General features: G+C 73.6%; 37 protein-coding genes and 1 tRNA gene. 7 read left to right on the top strand and 31 right to left on the bottom strand.

Features of this window, described 5'->3' with window-relative positions; translation table 11 throughout:
* Positions 1 to 44 precede the first annotated feature (44 nt).
* The 9 genes from ACFVU7_RS05020 to ACFVU7_RS04980 all read right to left on the bottom strand — a co-directional run bounded on the left by ACFVU7_RS05020 (position 45) and on the right by ACFVU7_RS04980 (position 3,992).
* A complete protein-coding gene (locus ACFVU7_RS05020; RefSeq protein WP_388044371.1) occupies positions 45 to 407 on the bottom strand; it encodes a hypothetical protein in 363 nt (120 codons plus the stop codon).
* 67 nt (positions 408 to 474) lie between these two features.
* Positions 475 to 843, bottom strand: coding sequence for a hypothetical protein (locus ACFVU7_RS05015; protein WP_388044370.1), 369 nt, complete (start codon positions 841 to 843; stop codon positions 475 to 477).
* Between the two features lie 60 nt (positions 844 to 903).
* Positions 904 to 1,278, bottom strand: coding sequence for a hypothetical protein (locus tag ACFVU7_RS05010; protein WP_388044369.1), 375 nt, complete (start codon positions 1,276 to 1,278; stop codon positions 904 to 906).
* Between the two features lie 103 nt (positions 1,279 to 1,381).
* On the bottom strand, positions 1,382 to 1,747 hold the full coding sequence (locus ACFVU7_RS05005) for a hypothetical protein (protein WP_388044368.1): 366 nt from the start codon (positions 1,745 to 1,747) through the stop codon (positions 1,382 to 1,384).
* A gap of 65 nt (positions 1,748 to 1,812) precedes the next feature.
* Positions 1,813 to 2,196: a hypothetical protein gene (locus tag ACFVU7_RS05000; protein ID WP_388044367.1), complete on the bottom strand. Its 384-nt coding sequence runs from the start codon at positions 2,194 to 2,196 to the stop codon at positions 1,813 to 1,815.
* A 65-nt stretch (positions 2,197 to 2,261) separates the two neighbouring features.
* Complete coding sequence (locus tag ACFVU7_RS04995; protein ID WP_388044366.1) at positions 2,262 to 2,708, bottom strand: hypothetical protein; 447 nt, start codon at positions 2,706 to 2,708, stop codon at positions 2,262 to 2,264.
* Positions 2,709 to 2,773: 65 nt separating this feature from the next.
* Positions 2,774 to 3,061 carry a hypothetical protein gene (locus ACFVU7_RS04990; RefSeq protein WP_388044365.1) on the bottom strand — a complete coding sequence of 96 codons (288 nt, stop codon included), beginning with the start codon at positions 3,059 to 3,061 and terminating at the stop codon, positions 2,774 to 2,776.
* 96 nt (positions 3,062 to 3,157) lie between these two features.
* Positions 3,158 to 3,532 carry a hypothetical protein gene (locus ACFVU7_RS04985; RefSeq protein WP_388044364.1) on the bottom strand — a complete coding sequence of 125 codons (375 nt, stop codon included), beginning with the start codon at positions 3,530 to 3,532 and terminating at the stop codon, positions 3,158 to 3,160.
* Between the two features lie 91 nt (positions 3,533 to 3,623).
* On the bottom strand, positions 3,624 to 3,992 hold the full coding sequence (locus ACFVU7_RS04980) for a hypothetical protein (RefSeq protein ID WP_388044363.1): 369 nt from the start codon (positions 3,990 to 3,992) through the stop codon (positions 3,624 to 3,626).
* Between the two features lie 176 nt (positions 3,993 to 4,168).
* Between ACFVU7_RS04980 and ACFVU7_RS04975 the strand changes: the two genes are divergently transcribed.
* Positions 4,169 to 4,450: a sigma-70 family RNA polymerase sigma factor gene (locus ACFVU7_RS04975; protein WP_388044362.1), complete on the top strand. Its 282-nt coding sequence runs from the start codon at positions 4,169 to 4,171 to the stop codon at positions 4,448 to 4,450.
* A 49-nt stretch (positions 4,451 to 4,499) separates the two neighbouring features.
* The gene (locus tag ACFVU7_RS04970) at positions 4,500 to 4,754 is read left to right on the top strand and encodes a hypothetical protein (protein WP_388044361.1); all 255 of its coding nucleotides are present in this window, start codon (positions 4,500 to 4,502) and stop codon (positions 4,752 to 4,754) included.
* 133 nt (positions 4,755 to 4,887) lie between these two features.
* Here the strand turns inward: ACFVU7_RS04970 and ACFVU7_RS04965 are convergent, their stop codons facing one another.
* The 10 genes from ACFVU7_RS04965 to ACFVU7_RS04920 all read right to left on the bottom strand — a co-directional run bounded on the left by ACFVU7_RS04965 (position 4,888) and on the right by ACFVU7_RS04920 (position 12,468).
* On the bottom strand, positions 4,888 to 6,405 hold the full coding sequence (locus tag ACFVU7_RS04965; RefSeq protein ID WP_388044360.1) for a hypothetical protein: 1,518 nt from the start codon (positions 6,403 to 6,405) through the stop codon (positions 4,888 to 4,890).
* Between the two features lie 206 nt (positions 6,406 to 6,611).
* Positions 6,612 to 7,184 carry a hypothetical protein gene (locus ACFVU7_RS04960; RefSeq protein ID WP_388044359.1) on the bottom strand — a complete coding sequence of 191 codons (573 nt, stop codon included), beginning with the start codon at positions 7,182 to 7,184 and terminating at the stop codon, positions 6,612 to 6,614.
* 66 nt (positions 7,185 to 7,250) lie between these two features.
* The gene (locus tag ACFVU7_RS04955; protein WP_388044358.1) at positions 7,251 to 7,889 is read right to left on the bottom strand and encodes a hypothetical protein; all 639 of its coding nucleotides are present in this window, start codon (positions 7,887 to 7,889) and stop codon (positions 7,251 to 7,253) included.
* Between the two features lie 17 nt (positions 7,890 to 7,906).
* Positions 7,907 to 8,596, bottom strand: a complete 690-nt coding sequence (locus tag ACFVU7_RS04950) for a nuclease-related domain-containing protein (RefSeq protein WP_388044356.1) — start codon at positions 8,594 to 8,596, stop codon at positions 7,907 to 7,909.
* Between the two features lie 65 nt (positions 8,597 to 8,661).
* Positions 8,662 to 8,970: a hypothetical protein gene (locus ACFVU7_RS04945; RefSeq protein WP_388044355.1), complete on the bottom strand. Its 309-nt coding sequence runs from the start codon at positions 8,968 to 8,970 to the stop codon at positions 8,662 to 8,664.
* Positions 8,971 to 9,086: 116 nt separating this feature from the next.
* Positions 9,087 to 9,449 carry a hypothetical protein gene (locus ACFVU7_RS04940; protein WP_388044354.1) on the bottom strand — a complete coding sequence of 121 codons (363 nt, stop codon included), beginning with the start codon at positions 9,447 to 9,449 and terminating at the stop codon, positions 9,087 to 9,089.
* A gap of 44 nt (positions 9,450 to 9,493) precedes the next feature.
* Complete coding sequence (locus ACFVU7_RS04935) at positions 9,494 to 10,102, bottom strand: hypothetical protein (protein WP_388044352.1); 609 nt, start codon at positions 10,100 to 10,102, stop codon at positions 9,494 to 9,496.
* A gap of 77 nt (positions 10,103 to 10,179) precedes the next feature.
* Complete coding sequence (locus tag ACFVU7_RS04930; protein WP_388044350.1) at positions 10,180 to 10,659, bottom strand: SWIM zinc finger family protein; 480 nt, start codon at positions 10,657 to 10,659, stop codon at positions 10,180 to 10,182.
* A 191-nt stretch (positions 10,660 to 10,850) separates the two neighbouring features.
* On the bottom strand, positions 10,851 to 11,225 hold the full coding sequence (locus ACFVU7_RS04925; RefSeq protein ID WP_388044349.1) for a hypothetical protein: 375 nt from the start codon (positions 11,223 to 11,225) through the stop codon (positions 10,851 to 10,853).
* A 67-nt stretch (positions 11,226 to 11,292) separates the two neighbouring features.
* Positions 11,293 to 12,468 carry a hypothetical protein gene (locus ACFVU7_RS04920; protein WP_388044348.1) on the bottom strand — a complete coding sequence of 392 codons (1,176 nt, stop codon included), beginning with the start codon at positions 12,466 to 12,468 and terminating at the stop codon, positions 11,293 to 11,295.
* Between the two features lie 159 nt (positions 12,469 to 12,627).
* Between ACFVU7_RS04920 and ACFVU7_RS04915 the strand changes: the two genes are divergently transcribed.
* The gene (locus ACFVU7_RS04915; RefSeq protein WP_388044346.1) at positions 12,628 to 13,164 is read left to right on the top strand and encodes a hypothetical protein; all 537 of its coding nucleotides are present in this window, start codon (positions 12,628 to 12,630) and stop codon (positions 13,162 to 13,164) included.
* 235 nt (positions 13,165 to 13,399) lie between these two features.
* Here ACFVU7_RS04915 and ACFVU7_RS04910 read toward each other — a convergent pair whose 3' ends face one another.
* The 8 genes from ACFVU7_RS04910 to ACFVU7_RS04875 all read right to left on the bottom strand — a co-directional run bounded on the left by ACFVU7_RS04910 (position 13,400) and on the right by ACFVU7_RS04875 (position 18,923).
* Positions 13,400 to 13,639 carry a hypothetical protein gene (locus ACFVU7_RS04910; RefSeq protein ID WP_388044345.1) on the bottom strand — a complete coding sequence of 80 codons (240 nt, stop codon included), beginning with the start codon at positions 13,637 to 13,639 and terminating at the stop codon, positions 13,400 to 13,402.
* Positions 13,640 to 13,872: 233 nt separating this feature from the next.
* A complete protein-coding gene (locus ACFVU7_RS04905; RefSeq protein WP_388044344.1) occupies positions 13,873 to 15,030 on the bottom strand; it encodes a hypothetical protein in 1,158 nt (385 codons plus the stop codon).
* Positions 15,031 to 15,035: 5 nt separating this feature from the next.
* Positions 15,036 to 15,446, bottom strand: a complete 411-nt coding sequence (locus ACFVU7_RS04900) for a hypothetical protein (protein WP_388044343.1) — start codon at positions 15,444 to 15,446, stop codon at positions 15,036 to 15,038.
* 14 nt (positions 15,447 to 15,460) lie between these two features.
* On the bottom strand, positions 15,461 to 16,753 hold the full coding sequence (locus tag ACFVU7_RS04895; protein WP_388044342.1) for a hypothetical protein: 1,293 nt from the start codon (positions 16,751 to 16,753) through the stop codon (positions 15,461 to 15,463).
* On the bottom strand, positions 16,750 to 17,922 hold the full coding sequence (locus tag ACFVU7_RS04890; RefSeq protein ID WP_388044341.1) for a hypothetical protein: 1,173 nt from the start codon (positions 17,920 to 17,922) through the stop codon (positions 16,750 to 16,752). The genes ACFVU7_RS04895 and ACFVU7_RS04890 overlap by 4 nt, the downstream gene beginning before the upstream one ends.
* A gap of 94 nt (positions 17,923 to 18,016) precedes the next feature.
* Complete coding sequence (locus tag ACFVU7_RS04885; RefSeq protein ID WP_388044339.1) at positions 18,017 to 18,238, bottom strand: hypothetical protein; 222 nt, start codon at positions 18,236 to 18,238, stop codon at positions 18,017 to 18,019.
* The gene (locus ACFVU7_RS04880; RefSeq protein ID WP_388044338.1) at positions 18,238 to 18,402 is read right to left on the bottom strand and encodes a hypothetical protein; all 165 of its coding nucleotides are present in this window, start codon (positions 18,400 to 18,402) and stop codon (positions 18,238 to 18,240) included. Before ACFVU7_RS04880 ends, ACFVU7_RS04885 begins: the two co-directional genes overlap by 1 nt.
* A complete protein-coding gene (locus ACFVU7_RS04875) occupies positions 18,402 to 18,923 on the bottom strand; it encodes a hypothetical protein (protein WP_388044337.1) in 522 nt (173 codons plus the stop codon). The genes ACFVU7_RS04880 and ACFVU7_RS04875 overlap by 1 nt, the downstream gene beginning before the upstream one ends.
* A 234-nt stretch (positions 18,924 to 19,157) precedes the next feature.
* On the opposite strand from ACFVU7_RS04875, the gene ACFVU7_RS04870 reads away from it, so the two are divergent.
* Both ACFVU7_RS04870 and ACFVU7_RS04865 read left to right on the top strand, forming a co-directional pair.
* The gene (locus ACFVU7_RS04870; RefSeq protein ID WP_388044336.1) at positions 19,158 to 19,481 is read left to right on the top strand and encodes a hypothetical protein; all 324 of its coding nucleotides are present in this window, start codon (positions 19,158 to 19,160) and stop codon (positions 19,479 to 19,481) included.
* 419 nt (positions 19,482 to 19,900) lie between these two features.
* Positions 19,901 to 20,338: a hypothetical protein gene (locus ACFVU7_RS04865; protein WP_388044335.1), complete on the top strand. Its 438-nt coding sequence runs from the start codon at positions 19,901 to 19,903 to the stop codon at positions 20,336 to 20,338.
* A gap of 14 nt (positions 20,339 to 20,352) precedes the next feature.
* On the opposite strand, the gene ACFVU7_RS04860 is transcribed toward ACFVU7_RS04865, so the two are convergent.
* Positions 20,353 to 20,817 carry a hypothetical protein gene (locus tag ACFVU7_RS04860; RefSeq protein ID WP_388044334.1) on the bottom strand — a complete coding sequence of 155 codons (465 nt, stop codon included), beginning with the start codon at positions 20,815 to 20,817 and terminating at the stop codon, positions 20,353 to 20,355.
* Between the two features lie 205 nt (positions 20,818 to 21,022).
* On the opposite strand from ACFVU7_RS04860, the gene ACFVU7_RS04855 reads away from it, so the two are divergent.
* Positions 21,023 to 21,103 (top strand) — tRNA-Leu (locus ACFVU7_RS04855).
* A gap of 95 nt (positions 21,104 to 21,198) precedes the next feature.
* On the opposite strand, the gene ACFVU7_RS04850 is transcribed toward ACFVU7_RS04855, so the two are convergent.
* Together ACFVU7_RS04850 and ACFVU7_RS04845 are read right to left on the bottom strand one after the other, a co-directional pair.
* Positions 21,199 to 22,158 (bottom strand): hypothetical protein, encoded by a 960-nt coding sequence (locus ACFVU7_RS04850; RefSeq protein WP_388044333.1) that lies wholly within the window; start codon positions 22,156 to 22,158, stop codon positions 21,199 to 21,201.
* On the bottom strand, positions 22,155 to 22,499 hold the full coding sequence (locus ACFVU7_RS04845; RefSeq protein WP_388044332.1) for a hypothetical protein: 345 nt from the start codon (positions 22,497 to 22,499) through the stop codon (positions 22,155 to 22,157). The genes ACFVU7_RS04850 and ACFVU7_RS04845 overlap by 4 nt, the downstream gene beginning before the upstream one ends.
* Before the next feature lie 72 nt (positions 22,500 to 22,571).
* On the opposite strand from ACFVU7_RS04845, the gene ACFVU7_RS04840 reads away from it, so the two are divergent.
* Positions 22,572 to 22,826, top strand: coding sequence for a hypothetical protein (locus ACFVU7_RS04840; RefSeq protein WP_388044330.1), 255 nt, complete (start codon positions 22,572 to 22,574; stop codon positions 22,824 to 22,826).
* 10 nt (positions 22,827 to 22,836) lie between these two features.
* Here the strand turns inward: ACFVU7_RS04840 and ACFVU7_RS04835 are convergent, their stop codons facing one another.
* On the bottom strand, positions 22,837 to 23,244 hold the full coding sequence (locus tag ACFVU7_RS04835) for a hypothetical protein (protein ID WP_388044329.1): 408 nt from the start codon (positions 23,242 to 23,244) through the stop codon (positions 22,837 to 22,839).
* Positions 23,245 to 23,320 lie beyond the last annotated feature (76 nt).

Here is a 23,320-nt window from a genome sequence, read left to right as displayed (position 1 = left end):
GCGTGGGTCGGCCCGGCCCCGGTCGGGGCCGGGCCGGTGGCGGGTCAGTTGGTCAGCTGGGCGCGGAGCTCGCGGACCGCGGCGGCGACCGCCGCGCCGACGGCCGCCAGGTCGTCGCTGCGCTCCGGGCTGACCGTGCGGTGGTCCCAGTCGGTGCCGAGCATCGCGGTCAGCACGAGCACGTCCTCGCAGGGCCGGTCGCCGAGGGCGTCCCGCACGAAGTCGGGCTCGCACTCGGGGGCGTCCTCGAAGAACACGACCAGGTCGCCGAGCCAGACGGCCGTGTGGACGTCCTGCGGGCCGTGCTCCCAGCCGGGGCCGAGCAGGCTGGCGACGAACTCGGCCAGGTCGTCGATGTCGAAGGCGGTCGCGCGCCGGTCGAGGCTGGCGGGGGCGGTGGCGGTCACGGCGTTCCTCTCGGTGGTTGGGGTGGGCCCGGCAGGGCGGCCGGGCCTTGGTCGGGCTGTGGGCGGGTCAGAACAGGGCGCTCTGCCCGTGGCCGGGGCCGAGCGGGGAGGGGCCGAGCTCGGCGCAGACCTCGCGGACCGCGGCGGCGACCCGCTCGCCGAAGCCGGCCAGGGTCTCGTCCTCCTCGGGGCACAGCGTCCGGCGGGCGTAGTCGTCGCCGGTCGCCGAGGCCAGGACGAGCACGTCCTCGTCCGGGTCGTCGCCGGGGATGCCGTCGAACTCGACGACCAGGCCGTCGTGCTGCCAGACGGCCGGCTGGGTGTCGCCGGGCATGCTGCGCCCCCAGGCGGGGCCGAGCAGGTGCGCGGCGTGGGTGAGCAGGTCGTCCAGGTCGAAGTCGGTCGCGGTCAGGTCGGGGGTCGCGGCGCCGGTCACGGGGGTCCTCTCGGTGGGTGGGGCAGGGGGCCCGGCCCCTTGCGGGGCCGGGTGGGTTGGTCAGAGCTCGATCGGGGCGTCGATCCAGGACGCGGGCCGGAAGGTGGTGAGGGCGAGCGCGGTGGCCGCCGCCTGGAGCTTGGTGTCCCAGGCCGGGTCGGTGGCCGGCTCGTCGCTGTCGCTGCCGGTCTGGGCGGCCACCAGGAAGAAGCCGGTGCCGACGCCGGGGATCTCACAGAAGCCGACCTCGATGCCGGCCGGGGCGCCCGTCTCGCGGAGCGCGGACTGCGCGCTGTCGACGAAGTCGGCCATCTCGTCGCGGCCGTCGTACCAGGCGGTGACCAGGTCGCCGCCCTCGCTGGCCTCGCGGACGTGCCAGGCGCCGTTCGCGCCGAGGTACAGGGCGTAGGACATGGTCTCGGTCTCGTAGCGCACTGGGCTCTCCTTGCTTGGGTGGCTTGTTGATCTACCTTCATCATTTCCAGAAATCCACTTGGCCAAACCAATTTGACCAAGTTGGTTTCCGAGTTTTCGCAGGTCAGGCCGCCTTCGGGGCCGTCAGCCAGTCCGCCACGCGCTCCGCGCAGCCGTACTCGTCCCACACCGGCACGGCCAGCACGAACCGCTCGCCCCAGCCGGGCCGGTCGCAGATCGTCATGACCCACTCGCCGCCCGCCAGCTCGCCGGCCGGGAGCCCGACGCACGACCGCGGCAGCCCCTCTGCCTCGATCTCCGAGGTGTCGACGGTCAGCACCGCGTAGGCGTCGGCCGGGCCATCCACGACCAGCCAGCCGCCCTCGTCGCTCCACCGCTCCTCGGCCGCGATCCCATACTCGGCGAGGGCGGCCCGCATCGCGTCGGCCACGGTCTCCTCGTCGTCCACCAGGTCGGTCAGGGTGCTCACGCTCGCTCCTTCCGGGGATGGGAACGGCCCGGCCGGTCGGCCGGGCCGCGGGTGCCGCTGGGGGATCAGGCCGCCTGCGGGGCCTCCTTCTTCGGGGCCGTCATCCAGTCCGCGATCAGCTCGGCGCACTCGGCCGCGCCGCTCTCGACCGGGACGGACAGGGCGCGGCTCTCCTCGTACGTGGTGCCGACCACCACGACCGTCCAGGTGCCGCCGGCCAGCTCGCCGATCGGCAGCTCCACGGAGGCGTCCGGCAGGTCCTCACCCTCGACGCCCGAGAGGTCCACGTAGATCGCCGCGTAGCCGCCGTTCAGGCCGTACACGTGGAGCCAGGTGTTGCCCACGTCGCCGTCGACGTCGACGCCGTACTGGGCGGCCTCGCCGCCGATGCCGTACTCGGCGAGGGCGGCGCGCATCACGTCGGCCGCGGTGGTGGTCTGGGTGCTCATCTCGGGCTCCTTCCGGGCATGGGGGCGGCCCGGCCGGTCGGCCGGGCCGCAGGGGTGAGGCAAGGTCAGGCGGGGCGCTCGCAGTCGTCGTGCCGGTCGCATCGGCAGGACCCGCAGCCGACGCACATCTCGATCGCCTGGGTGTCGCACGCCGGGCAGCCACCGGTGGCCTCGGTCTCGGCCTCGTCCTCGGCGAGCAGGCGGTCGATCTCCGCCTCGCGCGCGGCGGACTCGTCGCGGGCCTCCAGGGCGGCCTTGGCCCAGGTCTCGATGAGCATCTTCCCGGCCTCGGCGGCGGCCTCGGCGGGAGTGAGGCCGCCGGCCAGGCCGCGCGTGTAGACCGCGGCGATCGCGTCCACCGAGCGGTCGCGGGTGAAGTGCTCGGTCAGCATCTCCCGCGACAGGTTCGGGTTCAGCTCGTTCAGCCACTTCGCGGTCCAGCCGGCGATGCGGCCCACGGCGTCGCCGAGCTGGTCGGGGTCGGCCGGGAAGGCGGTGGTGCTCGTGGTCATGGTTCGGGTCCTCTCTGGGTGGGGCCGGCCGGGCGGGTGCCCGGCCGGCTGGGGTGCGGTCTCGGTCAGAGCGCGCGGGTGGCGGCCATCGCGGCCTCGACGATCGGGAGGGTCTGGCCCCAGGTGGCCGGGACGTCCAGGTGCTCGACGTTGCCCCAGCTGTCACGGAAGGCGATCCGGGCGCGGTGGGGCTCGTTGCCGGCGGGCAGCTCGACCGTCCAGCCGTAGCCGCCGTGGTTGACCTCGGTGCGCAGCCCGAGGTTCGTCCGGGTCCAGTGGGTGGCGCGCGCGGCGGCGGTGAACACGGCGGCGGCGGTCTCGGTGGTGACGGTGGGGGTGGCGGTGGCGGTCATGGCGCTGGCCTCTCTGGCTTGGGGCTTAGTGGGTAGGCACTATGTTCAACGCTGAACCCACCCTGGAGCACCGGGGTGACGCGAAGAAAGTGCAGGTCAGAGCACGTTTTCGGCGACCCGGCCGCCGCGCCACTGGCCGGGCAGCAGGCCCCGCGTGGAGGCGGGGTGCTCGCCGGACGCGGCGCTCGCGACGATCGCGGCCGCCTGCTCCTCGGTGGCCTGGATGTCGACAGCCTCGCCGTCGCCGAGGCCCTGCCGGTGGGTGATGCGGACCCGGGCCGGGACCGCGCGGCCCTTCCGGTCGGTGCCCGCCGGGACCAGGGTGACCGTCCAGCCGTAGCCGCCATGGCCGACGACGGCCGCCAGGCCACCGTCGGCCGGGCGCCAGGTGCCGCGCGCGGCAGCCACGACGAGGACCGCGGCGGCGGTGGCGGCGTCGACCCGGGCGTGGCGGGAAAGGCGCATGCGCATGCTTCTGTCCTCTCGATTGGAACGAGGCCGGCCGGGCACGCTGCCCGGCCGGAACCTTAGTGGGTACCCACTACGCGATGGGCGCGCGGGGTCAGTCGGCGTCGATCTCGAAGCTCTCCGTGGCGGCCAGGAAGCGGCGCAGACCCTCCAGCTCGGCCAGGTTCGCCGCGTTGACCACCAGGCTGGTGCTGGTGGAGAAGCCGCAGCCGAGCAGGGACTCCAGGGCCTCCTGTCGCGTCTTGGCCAGGGCCTCGCGGATGCCCAGGCGCTCAGCCCGCTTGCTCATCGCGACCCACGGCTTGGCCTTCGCCTCGGCGGTCAGCACCTCGTCCATCAGGCCGGGCAGGTAGGCGCCGTGCGCGCCGAGCGCGCCGTTCAGGCGGGCGCGGGCGTCGGCCGCGGTGGTGAAGGCGCGGGCGCCGAGGATGGCGAGGCCGTCGGCGGCGGTGGTGGCGTTCACGGCTGGCTCCTTGGTCGATGGCTTGTTGTTCTACTTTCATCATCCCCGGTAATCCGTTTTTCCAAACCAATTTTCCCAAATTGATTTCACAAGTTTTCACAGCTCGGCACCGGTACACCCGACCGTCCGGCCCGCCGCCGTCCTGGGGCATAGTGGGTGCCCACTATGCTGACCGCATGGCGTCCACCACACCCCCGCCCGAGCCGTTCGCCGTCCTCGCCGACCTGGTCGCCGGCGGCGCCACGATGCACACCGCCGCCCAGCTCGGCGAAGCCCTCAACGCGGTGCCGCAGCTCCAGCGGTGGCTGCGCGAGCAGCGCCGGAGCGTCCTCCAGGAGCTCAAGGCCACCCACTCCAACGGCGAGATCGGCTCGCGCCTCGGCCTCACCGCGCAGCGTGTCGCCGACATCGCCGCCGGGCACTCCCACACCCGCGCCACCAGGGCCGCCCGCGCCTGACCGCCGCGCCGCCCTCGACCCGGGTCTCGTTCCTCGTAGGCTCAGGTCCATGACGGACACGACCGCATTCGTCCTGGCGTGCGCGATCGCTGGCGCGTCGGGCGTCCTCTGGAAGCTGGTCATCACCTGGGGCGAGGTCCGCCGCGCGAAGGTCGAGACCGACAACATCCACGCCCGCGCGGACCTCGCGCGGGCCGACCGGCCCGCTGCTCCGGCGGCCGGCCGCTACGCCCCGCCGCACGGCGGCGACGTCCTTGAGAGCGGCCCGCTCTCCAACGTCCGCATCACCCGGTCCGGGGACTGACCCGGACACGGCGAAGCGCCCGCCTCCGCCCCGGTTCGGTCGGGGTGGTGGCGGGCGCTTCGCTGTCGCGGGCCGACTCCCGGTCAGGCCGGGGCGGCCACGGAGTCGCGGAGGGCGACGACATCCGCGCGGTTCAGGCTGCGATCAGGTCGAACAGGCCAAGCTGCGTCGGGCCGCCGGGGACGGCCGGGAGCGGGGCGCGCTCCGGCCGGATCTCCGCGCGGGTGCTCGGCAGGGTCGGCTTGGGCTGCGGGTCGGCGGCGTCCTCGCGGAGCTCGGCGAGGACGCTCGACGCGATGCCGTGCCGGGCGGCTTCGTCGTCGGTGGGCACCCAGCCTGCCGGGCGCGGCGCGACCGGGTTGCGGATGCCCTCCACCTTGACCCAGGCCGCGCGCATGCGGGCCTGCCGCTCCTCCCAGGTGAGCAGACGGTCCATGGCGTCGGCGACCGCCTGGCTGGCGGCGTCGCGGGCGGCGTCCTCTTCGCGGCGCTCGCGCGCCCGGCGGATGCTCTCGTGGCCGCCGAGGAGCGGCACGATCGGCATCAGCTCCTCGTACCAGGGGCGGCGGGGCTCCTTGTTGGCCTGCCAGCGCTTCCATACCTCCACGGCCCGGAGGCCGTCGGCGGTCAGGGCGACCGCCCTGCGGCCCGCCGCGTCAGTCGGCTCGACGGTGAGGACCCCGGCCAGGATGAGCGGGCGTAGGCGCCGCAGGTCGAGGCGGCGGCCGGAGCGGCCGGGCTCGGGCATGTGCCGCAGGACGTCGCCGGGGTCGAGGCGGAGTTGGCCACCCGCCGCGGCGAGCATCAGGTCGGCCTGGGTGCTCGTCCAGTCGAGCGCTTCGGCCTGTCGCCGCTCGAACCGATCCTTGGCCTCCTGGTCCGCAGCGGCCTTCCGGCCCGATTCCTCCTGGCCGCCGATGAGCGGCTGGAGCACCGCGCGTTCCTTCAAGGCCGGGTCGGGCCGCCAGCGCCTCCACAGCTGGAGTGCGTGCCGCCCGTCCTCGGTGGTGCTGATGCGCTTGCTGCCGGGGCCGTACGGCTCGGTGATGGCCAGGAACCCGGCGGCCACGAGAGGCGCCACGCGGTCACCCTCGACGACCCGTCCAACCTCGCCGGGCCGCGCGTAGTGGCGCAGCACGTTCTGGTCGCCGCTGTCGTACAGGAGCCGCACCGAGCCCGCCGCGTCCATCAGGGCGGCCTGGCTGATCGACCAGTCGAGGGCGTACGCCTGGCGCCGCTCGGCGATGGCCGTCGCGGTGAGGCCGACTTCCGGGTCCGGCTGCACCGCCGGCTCGGCCTCGGCGGGCGCGGCGGGCGCCTCGTGCGGCTCGGCCGGGGCGGGCGGGGTCTCGCGGACGCGGTCGCCGCGGTTCTCGATGTTGGTGAACGGCCGGGGCTTGCCGTTGAAGTAGCGCACCGAGACGCGGAACGGGAAGCCGGCCTCGCCGGTCAGCTTCTCGATCTCGTCGGCGTGCTCGGCTACCACCTCGTGCGCGTGGCGGGTGAGGAGCAGCGCGTAGGTGCCGATGCGCTCGCTGTTGCGGTACTCGCCCTCGATGCGGAAGTCGCGGCCCTTCCCCTGGGTCAGGCCGAGGGTGCGCAGGACGCGGGCGAGGGCCACGGTCGGGCGCTTGGGAGGCTGGGCGGTCATCTCGTCTTCCTCTCGTGATAGTGGGTAGGCACTATGTCCAACGTCAGAAACCCCCTGGGGTACCGGGTGATCGCCAGGGGATCGCGGTGGATCTCGGGCCGCCGGACACTGTCCGCGCTGCGCCCGTTCTCGCAGGTCAGGCATATCCGGACACTGTCCTGCCGCCCGGCGCCCGGGTGTCCGCCCAGGCGCCGGTCACGCGGCCGTCACCCCGTGATTCGGACACCGTCCGGACGCCCGGTGTCCGTGTGTTCGGACACGTCGAAGAGCGCCAGCGGGCCGGTCGGCGGGAGCGGTTGGTCCTGCGGGGCGGGGCCCTCGGGCTCCCACTCAATCCGGGCGTTCTCCCAGTTCCTCTCCAACATCTCGTCGAGGGAGAAGCCGGAGCGCAGGCGCTGGCCGAACATGTCCATCGTGAGCTTGCCGCAGGGCCACAGGTGGCAGTCGACGGCCGGGCCGCCGTCGGCCGAGTGGACGCGGAACCGGCGGGTGCCCTCGGGCAGAGCGGGTGCGAGGCGCTGCGGGGCCGGGCGGCGGATCTGGAACACCTCGCCGGCCGGGTAAGAGCGCGGCTCGCAGGTGTCGAAGGCGAGGATCACCCAGCCCTCGTTCTCCGGGTCCGGGGTCGGGTCGGCGAGCAGGATCGACGGGGCGCCGGCGGAGACAGTGTCGCCCTTGCGCATCGCGGCGGCCGGGGTGCAGCGCTCGTCGGGGACGTGCTCGCCGCGCGGGGCGATGCAGCGGGGGGCGCAGGGGCCGAGGGCGAGGTAGGTGGTCATGGCTGATGGCTCCTTGCTGGTGGTGGTCCGGGGCGCCCGGGCCGGTTGCCCGGGCGCCGTGGGGGGTCAGGCAGACAGCTCGGCCTGGAGTCGGCGGGCGAGCTCCTGGTTCTGGACGAGCCGGGCCCGGGCGGCGGCCGTCAGCGCCGCGTCCAGGTACAGGCCCTTGAGGAGGCGCCGGTCCAGGCCCTCGGCCGTCACCTCCCGGTAGGCCATCGCCATCCGTCCGGCCGTGGAGATCCACACGAGGTCGGTGTGGGGCTGCTCGGCCAGCCAGCCGCGGTCCAGGAGGATCGCGGTCTGCACCCTCGGGATGGCCCACATCCCGGCGATGATCTGCTCCGGGTGCCCGGCCTCGTCGCGAACGACCCGGGCGTGGTGCTCGTGCGCGGCGATCAGCCGCAGGTCGTCGTACTGGCGCTCGGTCAGCCGCTTGGCATGGACGACCGGGTCGAGGCGCACGAAGCTGCCGGGGCGGCGCTTGCTGTGGATCGTCAAGGCGCCCGTCAGGCCCGGGACGATCCGCTGGCCGTTCTTCGCCGCAAGGCCGACTCGCAGGTCCGCCTCACGGCCGGTCAGGTAGCCCACCGAGTGGGAGTCGTCGGTGAACGGCGACTCCTTGAACCCGGCCCCGGTGTAGCCGGTGGGCGCGTAAAACCGGGGGGTAAGGACGTGGTTCCGCTTGAACTTCGTGTCGGGGTGCATGGTGGGCCTTCTCCTATTCAGCGGCTGGTGTAGGGCTTGAGAGCCCTGTCGGCGGCCTTGGCGAGGTGGGCGGCCGAGCGCTGGCCGGGCAGGCTGCCGGAGACCCGCAGGACGTCGGCGATCCGCTCGGCCGGGACGATGCGCACGCCGTCGACTGTGAGCTCGCGCACGGGCTGGCCGGTCGCGCCGACCAGCGGGGCGCCGTCGATGACGGCGAGTGGGGTGACCGGGACCCCGAGGACCTGGCCGACCGTGCGGGCCTCGTGGCGGAGCCCGGCGAGCCGGCTGGTGACGTCGCGGTCACCATGGAATAGCCGTCCGCCACGCACAGTCAGCGGGTAGCGCCGCGACCAGCGCTTCGTGTCCGGGACGAACACCCTGCCGGACGGGCTGATGACCAGGTGATCGACGTTGGCACGGCCGGTGGGCAGCGCCCGGTCGTGCCGCAGGATCCAGCCTTCGCGGGTGAGCGGGGCGAGGCGGGCCGCAGTGCGGCGCTCGCCGTCGGCTCCGGCCTCCCACCGAGCGGCTTGCCGTCCGGCCTCGGTCTGGACGCCGGCCGCAGAGGCCAGGCGCACCCAGACGGTGCGCAGTTCGCGGGCGCGGGCTGCGGCCGAGGCTCCGGCGCCGGTCCGGCCGCTGGTGCCGTACCGGCGCCAGGCCCAGGCTGCGGCGGCGGCCAGGGCGAGGACGATCAGGACGGTCATGGGCTTCCCCTTTCCGGGGGTGGGGCGAGGGGCCGGGGCGGGCCCCTCGCCGGGGTCGGTGGTGGTCAGGCCGCGACGGTGCAGTCGCACATGGTGCGGTCGCCGTCGCGGTTGACGTCGATCTCGCAGCCGCAGTCCTCGCACTCGGAGAGGAACCACTCCTGGCGCGCGGTCGGCTTCTTCGCCTCGATGGCCAGGCGGTCGGCGAGCCTGAAGGAGGTCCGGGTGTAGCGGGTGAGCGGACAGCCCCGGGAGCCGTTCATCCACATGTCGACGTAGGCCCGGCGGGCCTCCAGGTCGGCGGCGTAGGCGGCCAGGGCGTAGGCGGCCGAGTCGGCGTTGGTCATCGGGGCGGTGGTCGGGATGGTGGTCATCGTGGTCTCCTTCTGTTGTCCGGACGGTGTCCGGGCTGGTCAGGTGGGGTGGCCGAGGGTCGGCTGAGGGGGCGTCCGGGCATGGGGCGGACGCTGTCCGCCCCATGCCCGGGTGGTCAGTCCTGGTCCGGGTGCTCGCCGCCGTGGGCCGCGATGATGGCGCGGACGGCGTCGACCGGGACGGTGAGGAACAGGCGGCCCTCGGCCTTCAGGGCGAAGCACGGGGTTTCCAGCACCACCGTGTCGACCTCGGCCTGCCAGGCGTCGTCGGCCGGGGCGTCCAGGCCGGGGAAGAGGTAGACCTCCAGGTGGCTGAACGGGCCCGTGTAGTCGTCGGGCGTGCCGTCCTCGCCGGGGGCGGGCAGGCAGCCCGCGCGGGGGCCGGCGGCGATCGACAGCCGGTGGCCGTCCGCGAGGTGGATCGCGCGGGCGTCGTAACCGGTGCCCTGGAGGGCCGTCAGGTTCAGTCGCGGGGTCATCGTGGTGCTCCGTTCTCTGGGGTCTGGGAAGGCGTGGTGGTCGGTCAGCGGGCGGCGGCGGTGAGCGCGGTGACGAAGGCGGGCGCGAGGCGGTCGACGAACCGGGCGGCCTGCTCGCGGACGTGCGCGCGGGCGGCGAGGCGGGCGGCCCGCTGGTCACCGCGCTCGTCCACGTGGCCGCAGGTGCAGCGGGCGGCGGCGCCGACCGCCTCGGCGTAGTGCGCGGCGGCGACCAGGCCGAGCCCGCCGGCGAGCGTGAGGCGGACCTTCCGGTGCGCGCCGTACTCGGCGACCAGGCCGCGGGCCAACAGGCGTCCGGTCGCGCCGGGGCTGACGGAGTTCATGAAGGTGTGGATCGCCGGGCCGGCCGGGCCGCCCTCCAGCCAGGCGTCGCCCGTGGCGACGATCGCCAGGTACGGCAGGACCGTCGCATCCAGCGACTCGGGGGCCGCGGCCGGGGTCAGGTCGATCGAGCGGATCGCGACCGCGCCGCCGTTGGCCGGGCGGGACCAGGTGATCCGGGCGCCGCCCTCCGGGGTGGCCTCGATCGCGGCGTCCTGCTGGCGGGCGCGCCGCAGGAGCATCAGGGCGTGGGCCTCGGCGGCGATGCCGGGGATGGAGCCACCCGCGTGGTTCACGACCTCGACGAACATGGTTCTCCTGTCCTGGTGGGGGTGGCCGGCCGGGCGGGATTCCCGCCCCGCCCGGTCGGCCGGGGGGCGAGTGGGGGTCAGGCCGCGATGCCCAGGGCGATCGGGGCGCTCTGGCCCTCGGTGGTGGTCTGGGTGGTCAGGGCGATCACCGCGATGCGGTGCTTGCACATGTGCTGGCCGCGCAGACCGGCCTTGCAGGTGCAGGCGGCCCGGGCGGTCCGGTAGGTCTGGCTGCCGTCCTCGCTGACCACGAGGAAGATCTCGTTCTTGCTGCTCTTGCGGAGGGGCTGGACCGCGCCCTGCTCCAGCAGCTCGACGGCCTTCTCGACCAGGTGCGGCTTGAAGTTGGACATCGTGGGCGCCTTGGTGGCCTTGCGGACCTTGCCCCTGCACTTGGGGCCGAGCCCGTCCGGGCTCGCGTTGCGCAGGATCCGGTGGCACTTGATGCAGCGCTGCTGGTCCTGAGCGGGGGCCGTGGGCTTGGTCTCGGTGCTGGCCATGTCGGGGCCCTCGCTCTCTGGTCGGTTGGGGTGGTTGGTGTTGCTACTCACCATCATTTCCGGAAGTCGATTTGACTAACCAAGTTTTCCCAAGTTGATTTGGCAAAGAATTGGCAAAGGACTCTCGCCCGAGTACGACGGAGCCCCGCCCCCGGCGGTCGGGGGCGGGGCTCCGGGTCTCGTCAGTCCGGCCCTCTGGGCCGCGGGCCGCCGCGCGGTGCGCGCGGCGGCCGGGTGCTGGCGGCCGGTCAGGCGGGGAGGGCCGCGGCCAGGTCGAGGGCGGCGCGGCGGTTGAACAGCGGGCGGGGCACGCAGCCGCCGTCGCAGTAGCTGGTCTCGCCGAGGCCGACGTACAGGTCCTCGTGACCCTCGCACTCCCAGTCGCCGGCGGCGGTGCTCATGACCCGCACGGTGACGTCGTGGACGTCGAGCACGCCGACGCCCTCGATGTCGGCTCGGGAGCGGAGGTCGCCGATCTCGCGGACCATCTCGCGGTCCTCGCCGTCGCTGCCGATGGGCTTGCCCTGGGCGCGGGCGACGGCCCAGACCAGGCTCCGGAGCTCGGCGCCGTCCTTCGCGGTGAAGGTGCGGCCGGGCAGGGCGGGCAGGGTGATCTCGTACACGGCTCTCTCCTGGTGGGTAAGGGGCGGGCCACCGGGCGGGCGCCCGGCGGCCGGTCGGGCGGGTCGGTCAGCGACTGGTGCCGAGGTCGGTCGCCTCGCGGCTGGACCGGACCGCGTAGATGCAGGGGCCGCTGCGAGCGGTCTCCCAGCCGGCTCCGATGAGCTTGTCCGCGATGAGCGACAGGCGGCTGTCGTTCATCGCGCTGTCCCGGGCGCTGATCGGGCGGCCGTCTGCGATCCAGTAGACGCGGACCGTGCCCTCGTCGCGGGGCTCGACCATGTAGCCCCGCATGTCGAGCGGGGCGTCGTCCGGGTCGTAGTCGTCGGCGACGAGGGCGGGGAGCAGGGGTTCCAGCGCGTGGCGGGCGGCGATGACGTCGGGGTGGTCGGTCCACTTGGGGGCGCTGCCGAGCGCGGCCGGGGCCGACTCCGGCCGCTGGAGCGCGAGCCGCCAGTGGTTCGGGGCCAGCTCGACGTCGACGATGGTCATGGTCGGCTCCACCCGGTTGGCGAAGGCGTCGGCGAGCACGTCGAGAACGGATTCGCCGCGGCGCCCGCCGGCCGGGGTCCAGTGCGGCTCGGGCATGGGCGAGGCCATCAGGGCCTTGGTGTGGCTCAGGGCCGGGTGCGCAGCCGGGGCCGTGTCCCGGATCGCACTGGCGGTGAGGCCGTAGCTGGCCGCGTGCCGGAGGGCCCGGCCGTAGTCGTGGAAGCTCGGCCAGTGCTCCTCGGAGCCGATCATGACTAGGTACCGGCCGGTGGAGGCCGCGTCCTCCTCCTGCTCGGCCGCTTCCCTCGCCTTGACGTTCAGGTCGGCCTGGGGGCCGTCGAGCTCGAAGCGGTACTCGCGGGCGACGTCGACCGCGCGGTCCAGGCCCCGGCCGTACCGGTGGACGTCGACCGGGTGGGCCGGGAGGTCCAGGCCGCCGCGCTCCTCGGTGACGGGGATCATCCGGGCACCGGCCAGGACGACGATGACGCCCTGGCCGGGCATCACCAGGACGTCGCCGTCACGGATGTCGCTGCGCCGCCCGAGGGCGCTGCGCATCTCGTCGGTGTCGCCGAAGAAGTGGGTGTTCGGCATGTCCGCGTACGCGGCGTCGATCTCGGCCTCGGCGTCGTCCAGGGCGCGCTGGGCGTCGACCGCGGCGACGGTCTCGCCGAGGAGGAGGGAGGCCTTCGCGAGCGGGGAGTGCGCGGCCAGGTGCTCGGCGTAGCTCGCGCGGTCGGTGCGGTCGGTCATTGGGGGCCTCTCGGTTGGGCGGTGTGGAGTGGTTACACCTCCATCATTTCCTCAAATCCATTTGGCTAACCCAAGTTTCCCAAATTAGTTTTCGCAAGTCTTTTCGAGTCTGCATGCCAAGATGGGTTTGACCAAGCCGGTTCGTGGCACACTCCAGGCATGCCGACTGATCACGCCCCCGCCGCCCCGCCGTACGAGCCCAGCGCCGCCCTGACCGGCGCACTCGAGGCATGGGCCAAATCCGTCGACAAGGAAGCCGAGCTGCGCCATGCCGCCCGCAAGGCCGTCGCCGACGACCTCCGCGAGGCCCGCGTCCCCGTCGCCGAGATCGCCGAGCACGTCCCGTGGACGCCCGCGACGGTCCACGGCATCGCGAACGAGTACGGCGTCGGCGACCTGATCCGCGCCAACGCCGCCAATGCCTCCGAGCGCCCGGCATACAAGCCCAGCCCCGCCCTGGCCGCCGCACTCAAGGCGTGGGCCGACTCGGTCGGCAACGAGGAGACCCTGCGCAAGGCCGCCCGCGGGGCCGTCGCCGACGACCTCAGGGCGGCGATGATCTCCAACTCGGAGATGGCCGAGGTCCCCGCCGTCCCGTGGACCGAGGAAACCATCCGCGTCATCGCCAAGGAGCACGGCGTCCCCGGCGGACGCCGTCGGAAGACCAGGACGCTGCGCTCGAAGCTCGCTGGCTGACCCCGGGGCAGGGTGCCCGCCGGGGTACTCCCGCGAGCACGTCGCCAAGGTCCGCAGCGGCAGCCTTGAGGAGGCCCCTGGCCCGACATCCCACTCAAGCTGCTCTGACGCGGCGCCGGCACCGCGCACTGCCCAACCTGGGACGCACCGAAGGGCCGCACATCCATCGAGCGGTGTGCGGCCCTTCGGCGTGTCCCGGGCGGCGGGAGCGCGGCCGCCCGGATGCTCGTGGGGCTCAGCTGATGAAGCGGCTGCAGAAGCCTGCGAGGGCGAGCAGCGCGACCATCGCAAGGATGAGCCGCCAGTCCTCACCCGCCCGCGGCATGAAGGGGGCGTTCGCCACCAGGCACTCGCCGTCCGGGTGGTCTCCGCCGTGGGCGCGGGTTCGGTGGTCGGCGCCGTGCTGGTGCGCGCCGGCGGCGGTCAGGTAGGCGCGCGAGGTGGTGCCACACTTCCCGCAGTAGTAGCTCGGCACGGTCGGTGCCCCCTTCGACTGCTGTCCGCTTAGATCACGGGGTGTAGCTATACGGTAGCAATCCGCGCAAGGTGAAGGGGCGTCCTGCCGCGCAGTCGGCGGTCGGGCGCCCCTTTCCGGAAGTGGTTGACGGGCCTGTCGGGCGTCAACCAGGGCCGGTTGACGCCATCAACCGGCCTGGTAGATGTGCAGGTCAGGGGCCGGTTGATGGTGAATTCCGGCCGGGCGGGGGGTCATGCGACCTGGTCGGGGGAGGGGCCCTTGGCGAGGTGCAGGATTCGGGCCATCGCGGGCCGCTGCTGGGCCTCGGCGGGAGCCCCGCCCGGGCCCTCGGTCGGGGTACCGGCGGGGGCCGGCAGAGGGGCCGCGCAGGCGGCGGGAGCGGGCGCCTGGACAGCCTCGGCGAGGGCCGTCGTGCTGGTGCTGCTGGCGGGGGGCGGGAGGAGCCGCTGGACGGCCACAGTGGGGGTGCCGGAGCGGGCCCGGTCGGCGTTCCCGGTGAGCGTGGCCAGGACCTCCTCCAGGGGGACGGTGAACACCTTGGTCACGTCGTCGACGTGGAGGCCCCACGTGTTGCCGACGTTGCGGATCTGGAGCTTCCGGGAGGGGATGCCGATGGAGGCCAGGCGCTGCCGCAGGGCGGCAACGTCCCAGCCGGGAGCCATGGACTCGATCATGGTGGCGAGGTGGACACCCTTGCGGCCGGTTCCGATGGCGGCCAGGAGTTCGCTCAGCGCCAGGCGGGCCAGAGCGTCGTTCGGGTGCTCGACGCAGATGCGCTGCTCCCCCATCATTTCATGATCGTTTCGAGGGGCATCGTTCTCCTCGTGCAGCTCGTCCTCCCCCTCGTCGTCGTACAGCTCGTCGTCCTCGTCCGCCTCCTCGTCGCCGGCCTCATCCTCGTCGGCGGCAGCGGGGGCGGCCTTCTCGGCGGCCGGACGGGGCTTGCGCTGGGGAGCGACGACGAGGGCGGAGACGTACCAGGCGGCGATGCCGACGCCGATGATGTAGCTGTGCCAGGGGGTGAGCAGGCTCCAGAGGATGGTGCCGAGGGTGCCGGTGATGCCGGCCGTGATGCCAGCGCACAGGGCCGCCATGCCGATGCCTTCCAGCAGGTCCTGGAGGGACTGCTGTTTGGCCTTGGCCTTGGCGGCCCGGCCCGCCCCCTTCGGCTTGCTGTCGTCGCCCTCCTCCACCGGGCCGGGGGTCTGCTTCATGTTGGCGGCGGCCTTGAGGGTGCGGACGAGGAGGGCGAGGAGCAGGCGGATGAGGACGATGCTGCCGCCGAGGGCGGCGATGGGGCCGAGGGTGCGCAGGACCTCTCGGTAGTCGAAGTCCTCACCCGGGGTGCCCTCGGCGGCGGGTGCGGTCGTGGTGGTGTCCTCCCCCATGATGGTCAGCCCAGCTTTCCGGTGAACATCTGGATCGCGTTGACGGCGCTGTCGCCGAGTCCGCCAGCGGCATCGGCGGCGACGGCGATGCTGATGCCGAGGACGCTCGGGATCAGCATCTTCTTCCACTTGAAGAAGAGGGCGGTGAAGGCCATGCACAGGACGGCACCGCCGGGGCCGGGGTCGCCGATGCCGCCCTGTCCGAACACGGAGTCGGGGATCTCGTGGACATCGTTGGCCATGTCCAACCAGGTACTTCCGGCGGCCATCCAGAGGCTGCCGACGACGAAGCCGAGGCCGGTAGCGGTGTCCCTCTTGAGGTTGATCCGGTCGCTACCGCGCAGGCCGGCGAGGAGTGCGATGGAGGAGCCGGCCGCGAAGCCGGTGGCGGTGATGGCGCCGATGAGCTGGCTCATGATCGTGAGACCTTTCAGAGGGTCGGGCCAGGCGCGTACAGCAGGGTGGCGACGGCGGCGGTGGCGAGGGGGACGCGGCAGATGAAGCGGACCAAGGCGGTGCGGTGGCGGACCCGGTGGTCGATCAGGTAGTAGATGCCGCCGTTGACGACGACGGCGGTGATCCACAGCGAGGCGACGCTGGGGCCGAGGCCCCAGCTGCTGCCGTGCTGGTCGAGCCAGGCGGCACCGGCGGGGGCGAGGCGGCGGCAGACCTCGCCAAGGCTGATGGTGCCGACGATGCGGGCGATGAACGGGTGCGGGAGGACGGCCTGCACGGCGCGGTGGCCGAGGACCTTCCAGGTCACCCACCCGCCAGCGAGGTCGAAGGCGAGGCCGATGGTGCCGACCACACCGGCCTGCGCGGCGGGCATGAAGCCCTCGAACCAGGGGCTGATGTTGAAGCCGTAGCCGATGGCGGCGGCGCCGCTGTTGAAGAGCATCCAGCGTTGGCGCTTGTCGGCGGGCTTCCAGCTGCCGCTGCCGTAGGTCTGCTCGGCCGGGGCGGCGGCCTGCTCCTCGCCCTGGGCGGCGGCGTGTTCGGCGGCGGCCTGGGCCTGGGCCTTGGCGTAGGCGGCCTGGGCCTCGGTGTAGGCGGTGTGGGCGGCGCGGGCGGCCTGTCCGTCCTTGGCGGTGACGCGGGCCCACATGAGGGACCACCAGGGGAAGACGTCGTCCGCCTGCTGCGCCTCGGCGGCGGGCTGCTCCCCCTCGTCGGCGGGTTGCTCGTCGGCCGGGGCCGGCTCGGGGGCGGCGGGCTGCGCGGTGAGGTCGACGGTCTGCCCGGCCCGCGGGAGCCGGCCGCCGCCGGGGACGTGCCCCGGCGGGAGGTCGTACTTCTGCGTGTACACCGGGCCCGGGACGGTCGGCGGGGTGGTGGGCGGCGGCGGGACGGCCGGGCTGGCCTGCGCGGGGATCGTGGGCGGGGCGGTGGGCGGCGGCGGGACGGCCCGGCCGGCCTGGGCGAAGTCCTCGGCCGGGTCGGTCGACAGCATCAGGCAGTCCTCGTCCGGCTCGGCCGGTACGGGCGTCCCGCCGAACGCGTCGCCGACAGCGGCGTCGAAGGCAGCTGCCGCCGCGGCCTCGTCCACCGCCGGAGCGGGCGGGGCCAGCGGGAAGTCGTCCGGCTCGACGGCCGGGGCAGCCGGGGTGGCCTGGACGGCCTCCTCGACCACCGCGGCGGCGGCCTCGGTGACGGCGAGGTCAGCGGCGGCGTCCGCCGCGTCGTCGGCCGCCATCTCGGCGAGCAGGTCGTCGATGTCGCTCATGCGCCCTTCTTCCTCTTCTTCGGCGCCGGGTTCTCGATCCGCCGGCGGGTGCGGGTGACGGTGTCGGCGATCCCGGGCCGGTCGCCGTGGACGCTGGCGACGTGGGCGATCAGGTCCTCGTCGCTGATTGCCTGGTCGGCCTTGAGGGCTTCGCGGATGGTGCTGGAGATGGACGGGGCGCCGGCGATCTGGAGCACCGGGGCCACCGGGGCCGGGGCCGGCTGTGCGACCGGGGCGGGCGCCGCCGCCGGAGCAGCGACCGAAGCGACCGAAGCCGCGGGGACCGCCGGTGCCGGGGCGGGCGGCACCGCCGGGACCGCCGGGGCCACGGTCGGCTGCACCGCAGGAGCAGCCGGGGCCGGGATGGCCGGGGCGGGAACGTGCTGGAGCGCGGGCGCCGCCGGGATCGGCGCAGCAGCCGGGATGGCCGGCGCCGCGGGGACGGGCGGGGCCGCCGGAGCGGCGGGCAGCTCGGCCGGGGCCGGGCGGGGCTGCTCGATCGGCTGAGCGGCCTGCTCGCCGTAGATCGCGGTGAGGTACGCCTGGACGCCGTCGAGGCGGTTCTTCTCCCCGAGGACGACCCGGTTGACCGCCAGCTCCTCGCGCTTCTGCCGCAGGAAGTCCGCCGAGTTCTCACCCAGCGGCACGGTGAACATCTTCATCACGACGACCCACAACCCCTTCGCGAGGATGCTGACGCCGCCGCCGATGACGCCGGCCGCGATCTTGTCCTTGTCCACGCCGTGGGTGACCACCGAGCCGACGACGACCGCGAGCGCGACCCAGCCACCACAGCGGGCGAGCTTGGCGCGCTCCGGGTCGTAGCGGAGCAGCCACTCAACGACCTGGAGCGCAATCCACGTCAGTTCGAAGGCTGAGGCCGAGCCGTAGGCGATTTCGGCGAGGACGACTGTGCTCAGCTGGTCGCCGATGCTGGCGGTCGACCAGATCACCGAGACAGCGGTCATTCCGACGGCCAGGCCGATCACAGCGCGCAGGAAAATCGCGTCGAGGTTCCTCGGCGGGACCGGCTCCCAGTCCTTGTAGGTCTGGGCGGTCAGCCGGGTCTCGCCGCCGATGGTCGTCTCGACCATCCGGGTCTTGGTGACCGGGCGGTACTTCACGCCGGGGACGCGGAGCTGCTGCTCGCCGCTGGGGGTGGTGTTCATCGGGGGCCCTCCGGGCTCGGGTGGTCAGCTATCTGGCCGGGCCCACGGGGGTGGGCCCGGCCGGTGAACGGGAGGGACTTGTCGGGGCGGGGGGCTACCGGCCGCCGAAGCGGCGGTGCTCGCCGGCGGCGTGGGTCCGGCGGCCGGCGCGGTCGGCCTTGTTGGCGGCCTTCACGCGCTGCTGCCCGTCCTTCAAGTCCCGCTTGTTGCGCGCCTCGCGGTCCTTGCGCGCCTTGCGGTCGGTCGCGGACTCACGGCCCTCGTAGGTCGTCGCCGCGAGCTGGCGGTCGTTGCCGCCGGTCAGCCACTCGAACATCAGCCTCGCCCCCACGATCCGCCGGACTCGTTGCCGTGGGCCTGGGCGCCGGCCCGCTGGTCGCGGGCCTTGACCTTGCGGTCCTCGCGCTGCTCGGGGGTGCCGTAGTCGGCGGCGCACTGGGCGTGCAGGTCGTCCTTGCCGTCGTTCGTCTCCTCGGCCATCAGACCGCCACCTCCAGCCGCGGGCCGCGCGGGCCGCCGGGGGCGGACGGGTCCTTGGGGCCGCGCGGGCCGGCCGCCGCACCCTGCGGGGCGGGGACGGGGGAGGCGGTGCGCTGGCCGGGGATCTTCGGGATCGCCGGGGTCCGGACGTCCCGGGCCCAGTCCTCCTTCAGACCGGCCTGCGGGGCGGAGTCGATCGGGGTGATCGGGCGGGTGTCGCCGGTCTCCCAGTCGTAGCCGGCGGCGTACGCGGCCTTGAACAGGAGCAGGGCGTACTCGCCGCGGCTGGTCTTGGCGCTGATCTCGGGCAGCAGGCCGAGGGTCTGCTGCGCGAGCTGCTCGGCCTCGGCGTCGGTGGCGGCCTCGGCGTACGACTCGGAGAAGAGGACGCCGAAGACGGGGCCCTCGGGGCCGGCCTGGAGGGGGAGACTGGGGTACACGCGGCGGAGGACCATGGCGACGCGCGCCATCAGCCGACCGGCCTGCTCTCCCCCCACCGTGATCTGATCGGTAACCTTCATGTGCTTGCTCCTGGTGACATCAGGGGTGGGCGGCCCGGCCCGTGTGCAACCACGGGTCGGGGTTGTTGACGGTGCCCGGTGTGCAACCACCGGGCACCGTTGTTTTCAGCGGCCCCGACCTGCGTGTGCAACCACGTAGCTGGGGCATGGTGCTGAATTCTGAAAGGGCGTCACCTTCCAGAGCTGTAGGTTAACCTACAGCTTGGAGGGGGCGCAACAGAGATGAGGTGTGTTTTGAGTGGGAATGTCCTGAATGAGGAGGCGCAGCAAGTCCGCGACGCGATCGCTGGCCTGTTCGCGGAGGACACCCCGGAGCAGCGGTTCGTTCGCCTGACCGCCCTTCTGCAGGGCTGGCGCCCCCTTCACGAGGCGGTGCGGGAGATGCGCCAGGAGGCCGGCGCCGCGCTGTACGACGGCGGCAGCGGGATGACGTACAAGGACATCGGGGGGCTGATCAGCGTGACGGAGAGCCGCGCGCGTCAGATCGCCAAGGGGATCGTGCGCTCCGACCAGGACCGGGCGAAGGCGGAGAAGCGGGCGACGGCAGACGGCGCGTAGCGCCCCGTTCGCCGGCATTGCGCGCCCCCTGCGCTTCCTCCGCCCCCAGGGCCCCGGCCCGGACACCGTCCGGACACCGGGGCCTTCGCCGTGTCCGGACGCTGTCCGCGCTGGTCGGAGGGGGTGCCGCGCGGCTGCGCGGACAGGGCCAGCCGGGGTGCTGCACCGGTGCCCGGACACTACCCGGACGCTGTCGGCGCGGGTCGACGACATCGGATGACGGCCCGTGGGGCGGCGGCCGGGCGGCGTGGATGGCCGCCCGGACGCTTGTACGGCCCCGTCCGCCGGGGGAGGGTAGCCGACCTGGGTGCCGGCGCGCTGGCGGGTGTTCTTCCGGTGCTCCCCCACGCGGGTGGCAAGCGAGCGACTTAGGGCGAACGCCCCTGCATGTCACAGGCCTTGGCTTAGCGTGTGGTGCCATGGATGTCGAACTGTCTGACGACGAGCATCTGCGGGCACTGGCTGCACTGGAGGCCGTCGTCGGGAACAACGACGGCGCACTGGTGGCGCTGGCGGGTGATGCGGGTGAGCGCCCGCTGCCGACCCTGCTGGCCGCCTATGGGCAGCACACACTCCACCGCATCCTGGTCGCCGCCGCCGGGCTCACCCCCGCCATGGATCACGGTGAAACGCGCCGACTGATCGCGGAGATCAACGGCGAGCCGGCGGGCCGTTTGGTCGGCGTCCTGGCTGACGCCCTGCACAGTCAGGCCGCTCTCGCGGGCGACCACCCCGCCGTCGCGAAGTCGATCGGCCGGTCTGTCCTACTAGCGGTACACGCGTTCACCGACGCCGACAACGAGGACGCCCTGATGTTGTTGCGCGCGCTACGCAACGAGGTGCTCCGGAAGGCCTGAGTGGTCCGGGCTAGTCAGGCCCGGCGTCCGGGACCGGCGATAACGGCGGCGGCGACGAAGATCCACCCCTTGTGCCACGCTTGGTCGATGAAGGCGCCAGCGCGGTGGTCGGCGTTCAGCCAGCCGCCTTTGCCGACCTTGTGGGCGGCGCGGACGAGGAGCGGCTCGTCCGGGCTGTCCGAGGACCAGTGCCCGGCGCAGCGGTCGGCCGCGTAGTGGGTGGCCGCGGAGAGGGCCAGGCCGGCCGCGGCGCGGGCCGGGCTGATGCCGAGTCGGAGGTAGCGGTTCACTGCCCAGAGGGCGGCGGCCTGGGTGGCGGTGTAGCTGGCAACGTGTCGGCCGCACGCGGCGGCGCCAGCGGGGCCGGGGTGGCCCTTCGCGGCTGCATCCTTGTCGGCCTGGATGAGGTAGTCGCCGACTTCATGGGCGGCGGTGAGGGCGGCGTAGGCGACGGCGGCCTGGATGGCGGGGTGGGACATGGCGGGGCTCCTTGTTGGTCGTGCGTGATCAGGCTGTCGGGCGTGGCCGGGTCTGTGTGCACCTGGATGTGCACGAGTGGTGTGGCAGCAGTCACTCGTCGTATCGACTGCCGGGCGTGGGCATGCCCTTGACACTGACGAGGCGTCAGTGGAGATTGACCAGGGACCGTGATCTGATCCTGTGGTCGGCACGCTCGTGGTCGGCGGGCGAGTGGCGGAAAGGCAGACGCAGCGCCCTTAAAAGGTGCGGCCAAACGGCGTGTGGGTTCGAGTCCCACCTCGCTCACGGGCCGGAACGCCGAGAGGCCCCCGCGCTGCGGGGGCCTCTCTGTTCGGGTGGCTGGCACCGGGCGGTGCTGGCCCCTTCCGGGGTCTGTTCGGTCAGCTGGTCGGGTTCGGAGATGGGGCGGGCTGGGTGTCGGCGGCGACCCGGGCCACGGGGAGGCCGAAGGCGGTGGAGATGGCGGCGGCGATCTCCATGCGCCGGGTGTCCGGGGGCACGGGGTCGGGGGTGGTGTCCGGGTGTCCGGCACTGGTGTCCGGGCAGGGGTGTCCGGGCCGTGTCCGGACAGTGTCCGCGCAGGTCAGAGCTTCGGCGAGCAGGCCGTCTTCCCCGGCTGGCGGCAGTTCGCGGACGTGTCCGCCCTTGGGATGTCCGGGTGTCCGGAAGGTGTCCGCTGCGGCGTCCGGTCGGGGGCACCCGGCGGTGGCGCAGGTGAGGTATCCGCCGTCGCCAAGGTAGAGGGAGGTCCGGTCGCAGGCCGGGCAGGCGTCCGCAGTGGTCCGCGGTCTTCCGGGCTCGTCCGCCAACGGGGTGTCGGCTTGCCCGGGGGTGTCGGCAGCGCGGGCGACCTCGACGTAGCTGGAGGGGTAGCCCAGGCCGATGAGGGCCGCGTCGACTGCGCGCCAGATCAGCGCGTTGAGGTCGGCGTCGCGGACGGGCAGGCGGCGGATATAGGCGTAGACCTCGTCCCAGGCCGGCTGTCGGGGGTCCGGGACGGGCGCGGCGGCGCGGCGGCGGTCGACGGTGGCGACGGAGGGCCCGGTGCGTACCAGCGGCGTACTGCCCTGCACGAGGACGGCCAGGGCCTCGACGGCGGCGCGCCGGTGCCGGGCGGGGCGGCCGGAGTCGCAGCACGCCTCCGTCTGGCGCGAGCGCCGGGGCGGGTCGAGTCGGTCGCCGTGGAAGCGGCAGTGGACGGGCAGTTCGTCGATGGCGGCGGCCAGGACGGTGACCGCGTGGCGGGCCGCGGCCTGCCCGGCCTCGGCGTGCTCCGCGCGGTCGTAGAGGGCGTCCAGGGCATCGGCTTTGAGGCCGTCGAGGGGGATGCGGCGGGTCACAGCTGGGCCTCCGGGCGGATCTGGACGACGGCGCGGGCGGTGAGCCGGGCGGTGGCGCGCAGGTTTGTCGCGGCGGCCTGGACGGCGTCGCGGATGTCTCGGGAGGTCCACTCCTCCGGGTAGGGGCCCTCCCCGGCACGCATGGTCTGGGCGATGGCGTCGATGCGGCTGGCGTTGGCCAGGGTGACGGCGGTGGCGGCGGCGTTCCAGGCGGTGCGCTGGACGTCGCTCAGGCCGTCCCAGGTGGGCATCGGCTCGCCGAGGAAGTTGAGGCCGGCGGTGGCCTCGCCGTACGCGGTATAGGCGGTCTGGCCGGGGGTGGTGTCGTCGGTGGCGGTCATGGGGTCAGTGCTCCTTCGGGGTGTCGGGGGCCTTGGCGTTGGACATGGCGGCGAGGACCGTCCACAGGCCTGGTGCAGCTCGCTGGTGAGGCGGTCGACCTCGGCGAGGGCGGCGGCGAGGTCGGGGTCGGTGGTGGCGCGCTCACGCAGCCGGGCGGCCAGCTGCTCGTCGAGGCCGTCGGCGTGGCGGGGATCGGGCCGGGCATCGGGGGCTTCTGCGGTGCGTGGGTCGGGCAGTCGGGGTCGTGGTCGGTGCCGCAGCTGGTCCACCAGCGTTCGCAGGTGCAGGCGTGCGCCATCGCGGCGCGGGCTGCGCGCAGGGGGTGAAGCACGGGGCTCACCGGCCCATCCGGGTGTGGGAGTCGAGGATGAGTCGGGCGATGTTACGCGCCATCGGGTCTTCGCGGCCGGCGAAGAAGTCCGCGCGCTGGTGCTCGTTGTCGGGCCAGACGCTCAGGGCGGCGGCGTGGTCGGCGCGCTCGTGGTCGGCAGCGGTCTGGAGGAGCTGCGCGACGGCCAGGCCGAAGGTGCTGTCCACGATGGTGAGGTACGGCAGATCTGCGGCATCACAGGACTGGTCCCAAGACCGATCGGCGACGATGTTGCGGTTGGCGGCGTAGATGACGCCGGGGCCAGCGCCTCCGCCGCGGACGATCTCCAGCGGTGGCGGGGCGACGGTGCGCGCGATAGTGGCGGCACGACGCAGGATGTCGGCGGAGATGTCGAGGATGGAGTCGTACGGCATCGGACTTCCTTCCGGGTGGGACGGCCTCCCCCCGGCCCGTGCAGGTCGAGGGCAGGCCATCCGGGGCTGCGGGGTG

Source organism: Kitasatospora sp. NPDC058046, assembly GCF_042885595.1.
Taxonomy (GTDB): domain Bacteria; phylum Actinomycetota; class Actinomycetes; order Streptomycetales; family Streptomycetaceae; genus Kitasatospora.
Note: the sequence above shows the minus strand (reverse complement) of the source record. Positions and strands in the feature narration are given on the sequence as shown.

Bases quoted from the DNA above. Each gene is read 5' to 3' on its own strand.
- ACFVU7_RS05000 (WP_388044367.1), bottom strand. From the start codon at position 2,196: ATGAGCACCCAGACCACCACCGCGGCCGACGTGATGCGCGCCGCCCTC.
- ACFVU7_RS04995 (WP_388044366.1), bottom strand. From the start codon at position 2,708: ATGACCACGAGCACCACCGCCTTCCCGGCCGACCCCGACCAGCTCGGC.
- ACFVU7_RS04990 (WP_388044365.1), bottom strand. From the start codon at position 3,061: ATGACCGCCACCGCCACCCCCACCGTCACCACCGAGACCGCCGCCGCC.
- ACFVU7_RS04985 (WP_388044364.1), bottom strand. From the start codon at position 3,532: ATGCGCATGCGCCTTTCCCGCCACGCCCGGGTCGACGCCGCCACCGCC.
- ACFVU7_RS04975 (WP_388044362.1), top strand. From the start codon at position 4,169: ATGGCGTCCACCACACCCCCGCCCGAGCCGTTCGCCGTCCTCGCCGAC.
- ACFVU7_RS04970 (WP_388044361.1), top strand. From the start codon at position 4,500: ATGACGGACACGACCGCATTCGTCCTGGCGTGCGCGATCGCTGGCGCG.
- ACFVU7_RS04965 (WP_388044360.1), bottom strand. From the start codon at position 6,405: ATGACCGCCCAGCCTCCCAAGCGCCCGACCGTGGCCCTCGCCCGCGTC.
- ACFVU7_RS04960 (WP_388044359.1), bottom strand. From the start codon at position 7,184: ATGACCACCTACCTCGCCCTCGGCCCCTGCGCCCCCCGCTGCATCGCC.
- ACFVU7_RS04955 (WP_388044358.1), bottom strand. From the start codon at position 7,889: ATGCACCCCGACACGAAGTTCAAGCGGAACCACGTCCTTACCCCCCGG.
- ACFVU7_RS04950 (WP_388044356.1), bottom strand. From the start codon at position 8,596: ATGACCGTCCTGATCGTCCTCGCCCTGGCCGCCGCCGCAGCCTGGGCC.
- ACFVU7_RS04945 (WP_388044355.1), bottom strand. From the start codon at position 8,970: ATGACCACCATCCCGACCACCGCCCCGATGACCAACGCCGACTCGGCC.
- ACFVU7_RS04940 (WP_388044354.1), bottom strand. From the start codon at position 9,449: ATGACCCCGCGACTGAACCTGACGGCCCTCCAGGGCACCGGTTACGAC.
- ACFVU7_RS04935 (WP_388044352.1), bottom strand. From the start codon at position 10,102: ATGTTCGTCGAGGTCGTGAACCACGCGGGTGGCTCCATCCCCGGCATC.
- ACFVU7_RS04930 (WP_388044350.1), bottom strand. From the start codon at position 10,659: ATGATGGTGAGTAGCAACACCAACCACCCCAACCGACCAGAGAGCGAG.
- ACFVU7_RS04920 (WP_388044348.1), bottom strand. From the start codon at position 12,468: ATGACCGACCGCACCGACCGCGCGAGCTACGCCGAGCACCTGGCCGCG.
- ACFVU7_RS04915 (WP_388044346.1), top strand. From the start codon at position 12,628: ATGCCGACTGATCACGCCCCCGCCGCCCCGCCGTACGAGCCCAGCGCC.
- ACFVU7_RS04905 (WP_388044344.1), bottom strand. From the start codon at position 15,030: ATGGGGGAGGACACCACCACGACCGCACCCGCCGCCGAGGGCACCCCG.
- ACFVU7_RS04900 (WP_388044343.1), bottom strand. From the start codon at position 15,446: ATGAGCCAGCTCATCGGCGCCATCACCGCCACCGGCTTCGCGGCCGGC.
- ACFVU7_RS04895 (WP_388044342.1), bottom strand. From the start codon at position 16,753: ATGAGCGACATCGACGACCTGCTCGCCGAGATGGCGGCCGACGACGCG.
- ACFVU7_RS04890 (WP_388044341.1), bottom strand. From the start codon at position 17,922: ATGAACACCACCCCCAGCGGCGAGCAGCAGCTCCGCGTCCCCGGCGTG.
- ACFVU7_RS04885 (WP_388044339.1), bottom strand. From the start codon at position 18,238: ATGTTCGAGTGGCTGACCGGCGGCAACGACCGCCAGCTCGCGGCGACG.
- ACFVU7_RS04880 (WP_388044338.1), bottom strand. From the start codon at position 18,402: ATGGCCGAGGAGACGAACGACGGCAAGGACGACCTGCACGCCCAGTGC.
- ACFVU7_RS04875 (WP_388044337.1), bottom strand. From the start codon at position 18,923: ATGAAGGTTACCGATCAGATCACGGTGGGGGGAGAGCAGGCCGGTCGG.
- ACFVU7_RS04865 (WP_388044335.1), top strand. From the start codon at position 19,901: ATGGATGTCGAACTGTCTGACGACGAGCATCTGCGGGCACTGGCTGCA.
- ACFVU7_RS04860 (WP_388044334.1), bottom strand. From the start codon at position 20,817: ATGTCCCACCCCGCCATCCAGGCCGCCGTCGCCTACGCCGCCCTCACC.
- ACFVU7_RS04845 (WP_388044332.1), bottom strand. From the start codon at position 22,499: ATGACCGCCACCGACGACACCACCCCCGGCCAGACCGCCTATACCGCG.
- ACFVU7_RS04835 (WP_388044329.1), bottom strand. From the start codon at position 23,244: ATGCCGTACGACTCCATCCTCGACATCTCCGCCGACATCCTGCGTCGT.